3 protein-coding genes are annotated in these 2,610 nt (G+C 54.8%); all 3 read right to left on the bottom strand.

Annotated elements, in window-relative coordinates; genetic code table 11:
- Positions 1-9 precede the first annotated feature (9 nt).
- Positions 10-414, bottom strand: a complete 405-nt coding sequence (locus ADICEAN_RS20600; protein WP_009197613.1) for a hypothetical protein — start codon at positions 412-414, stop codon at positions 10-12.
- A gap of 52 nt (positions 415-466) precedes the next feature.
- Positions 467-1,429, bottom strand: a complete 963-nt coding sequence (locus tag ADICEAN_RS20595) for a YihY/virulence factor BrkB family protein (RefSeq protein WP_009197612.1) — start codon at positions 1,427-1,429, stop codon at positions 467-469.
- A gap of 185 nt (positions 1,430-1,614) precedes the next feature.
- Positions 1,615-2,610, bottom strand: a 996-nt coding sequence (locus tag ADICEAN_RS20590; RefSeq protein WP_152426551.1) for an amidohydrolase family protein, incomplete at its 5' end; no start/stop codon positions are given.

Below are 2,610 nucleotides of genomic sequence, written 5' to 3'. Positions count from 1 at the left end.
GGCGATCGTCTACTTCTTTGCGCAGCTCTTGCAGCAGGTTGGCGTCTTTTGGTCCCCAAAGGGCATCAGCAGCAGGTAATCAAAAGCATGGCGCTCGGTCAGGTGAAGGGAAAAAAGAAACTCCCGCTCCTGCAGGCGATCAAAGCCCGGCAGCAGGCGCTGCAATTCTTCTTCATAGCCTTTTAAACGGGCAAAACCGGGTATATCGGCCAGCACTTCGCCAAAAGCATGGCCCTGCAGGCTATCGCGGGCAGCGGTGGGCTGTTTGCTGCTGTAGACCAGCACGGCATCGGCCGGCACAAGCTTGCGCAGGGGATAATCCTGATCGGCAGAAAAATGGGTATAGAGCCAAAACCCGCCGGCTGCCAGTAGCAAAACGGCCAGCAGGGCAATAAGGAGTAGGTTGGTTCTCAAGGGCAGCAGAATAGCATTGGGAGGCTAAAGTTGAGAAAAAAACTTGCAGCTATCAAGCCTGCCGGGCTTCCTCTTCCTCATCGGGCAGCGGGGGCGCCTGCTCCCCTTCTTCTTCCCACTCTATTTCCCGAATTTCAATGGCTACGGCATGCTCAGTAGGGTGTACCTGATACCCCTTGTGCAGGTAGTAGATCTTGGTAATGATGGCCCCAATGAGCACCGTAACCGAGGAATAAAACACCCAGAGCAGAATGGCCGCCAGCGACCCTGCCGCCCCATAGGTGGTGGAGATATCGGTGCCGCTGATGATGCTGCCAATAATGAATTTCCCCAGCGTAAACAAGCCGGAGGTAATCAGCCCGCCTACCCACATGGGCCTCCAGGGCGAGCGGATATCAGGAAAGTATTTGTACAGCAGGGTAAAGACCACCGTCATGAGCAGAAAGGAAGCAATGTTGTTGAGCATCTTTACCACATACGGGGTCAGGCCCAGCAGTTCGTCGCTGAACTCATCGGCAAAAAGGGCAATGAGCGAATCCAGCAGCAGGCTGGCGACTATGAAGATGCCCAGAATAATGATGAGAATCAGGGAAAAGGCCCGGTCGATGGCAAATTTAGTAATGCCCTGCTTAGGCTTGGGCTTTACGTTCCAGATGCTGTTCAGGGCTTTTTTTATAAAGCTAAAAACCACTGTAGCGGCAAAAAGCAGAATCAGAAAGCTAAGGGTTTGCGAGAAGATCCCCTCCCCTTCGGCAAAGCCTGATTCCAGGATAGTCTGCATCTGACGGGCACTTTCTTCGCCCACTTTTTCGCGCACCTGCAGGTAGACTTCTTCCGCAATACGGGCAGTGCCCACCAGGGAGCCCCCTACCTTTACTACAATGAAGAGAATGGGCGGCAGGCTGAATAGGGTAAAAAAGGCAATGGCAGCGCTGTAGACGATGGGGTCGGCAGCCGAAAAGCGCTGCACCGAATCTTTAATTACCCGCTTGGCTATCCTGAATAATCGCTTCATCTGCTGCTGTTATCCTCTTCTCTTCTTACCAAACCAGGAAGGGGGCAGTTGGTTATAGAATCCCTGCTCACAAGCAGCCAAGCCATTTAGACAAGGTTCCCTTTTATGGTGAATGTGCAGGCGCTTATGAAAAAAGCTGCCCCCGGCAAGGGAGCAGCTTTTTTTAAATAGGACTGGGAGCAGGCTTAGTTTCTGCCCTGAATGGGTTGCTGCTGCGTTTCCGTTTCGGTAGTGGGGGCAGCCTGCTGCTCATACTTGTCCCGAAACTTCTCGTATAGCCTGATCTGCTTGTTGGTGAGGTTCAGTTTTCGGCCATCGATCATGGCCAGGCTCACCAGGTTGGTGCGCATGTCCAGCGCATCGCCTTCGGATACAAAAAGGGTAGCGCGCTTGCCCTGCTCCAGGGTGCCCACCTCGGCCTCAATACCCAGGATTTTGGCGGTGTTGGAGGTGATCAGCTTGAGGGCTTCTTCGCGCTCCAGGCCAAAACCGGCGGCTGTTCCGGCAAAGAAGGGCAGGTTGCGGTTGCTCTTCAGGTCGTCGTAGAGCAGGCCCACCAGTATTCCCTCCTTATGCAGCAGGGAAGGAAGTTTATAGGGCATGTCCACATCTTCCTCTACCCGGCCGGGCAGGCGGTGCAGGTTGGCCAGCAGCACCGGTATCCTGTTCTCCTTCAGGAACTCCTTTACATACCAGGCATCCTCGGCCCCTACCACCACAATGTTCTTGATGCCGTGCTTCTGGGCGGTGCGTACCGACTCCACAATCTCCTTGGCATAGCTGGCGGTAATGTAGAGGCGCTTGCTGCCATCAAACAAGCCCCGCATGGCTTCCAGCTTCAGGTTGGTCGTTTTGGGCGTGCTCTCCTGGCTATAGGCAAGGGCTGTAGCCAGAAAGGCTTCAATTTCGGCCTTGTTACCATCGTAGTTTTTATTGCGCTCGGTTTGGCCCGGCTCGGCCCACCAGCCGCTACGGCGGTAGATGGAGGGCCAGTTCATCCACAGGCCATCATCGGCCTTAAGGGCGGCATCTTCCCAGTTCCAGGCATCCAGCGACACAATGGAGGAGGAGCCTGAAATATAGCCGCCCCGGGGAGCGATCTGGGCCATCAGAATGCCGTTGGTGCGCACCGTGGGGGTAATCTCCGAATCGGTATTGTAGGCAATAAGCGCCCGCACATT

Origin of the sequence: Cesiribacter andamanensis AMV16 (assembly GCF_000348925.1) — a bacterium.
GTDB lineage: Bacteria > Bacteroidota > Bacteroidia > Cytophagales > Cyclobacteriaceae > Cesiribacter > Cesiribacter andamanensis.
The sequence above is the reverse complement of the archived record's forward strand: the minus strand, read 5'-3'. Positions and strand labels throughout refer to the sequence as shown.

Bases quoted from the DNA above. Each gene is read 5' to 3' on its own strand.
- ADICEAN_RS20595 (WP_009197612.1), bottom strand. From the start codon at position 1,429: ATGAAGCGATTATTCAGGATAGCCAAGCGGGTAATTAAAGATTCGGTG.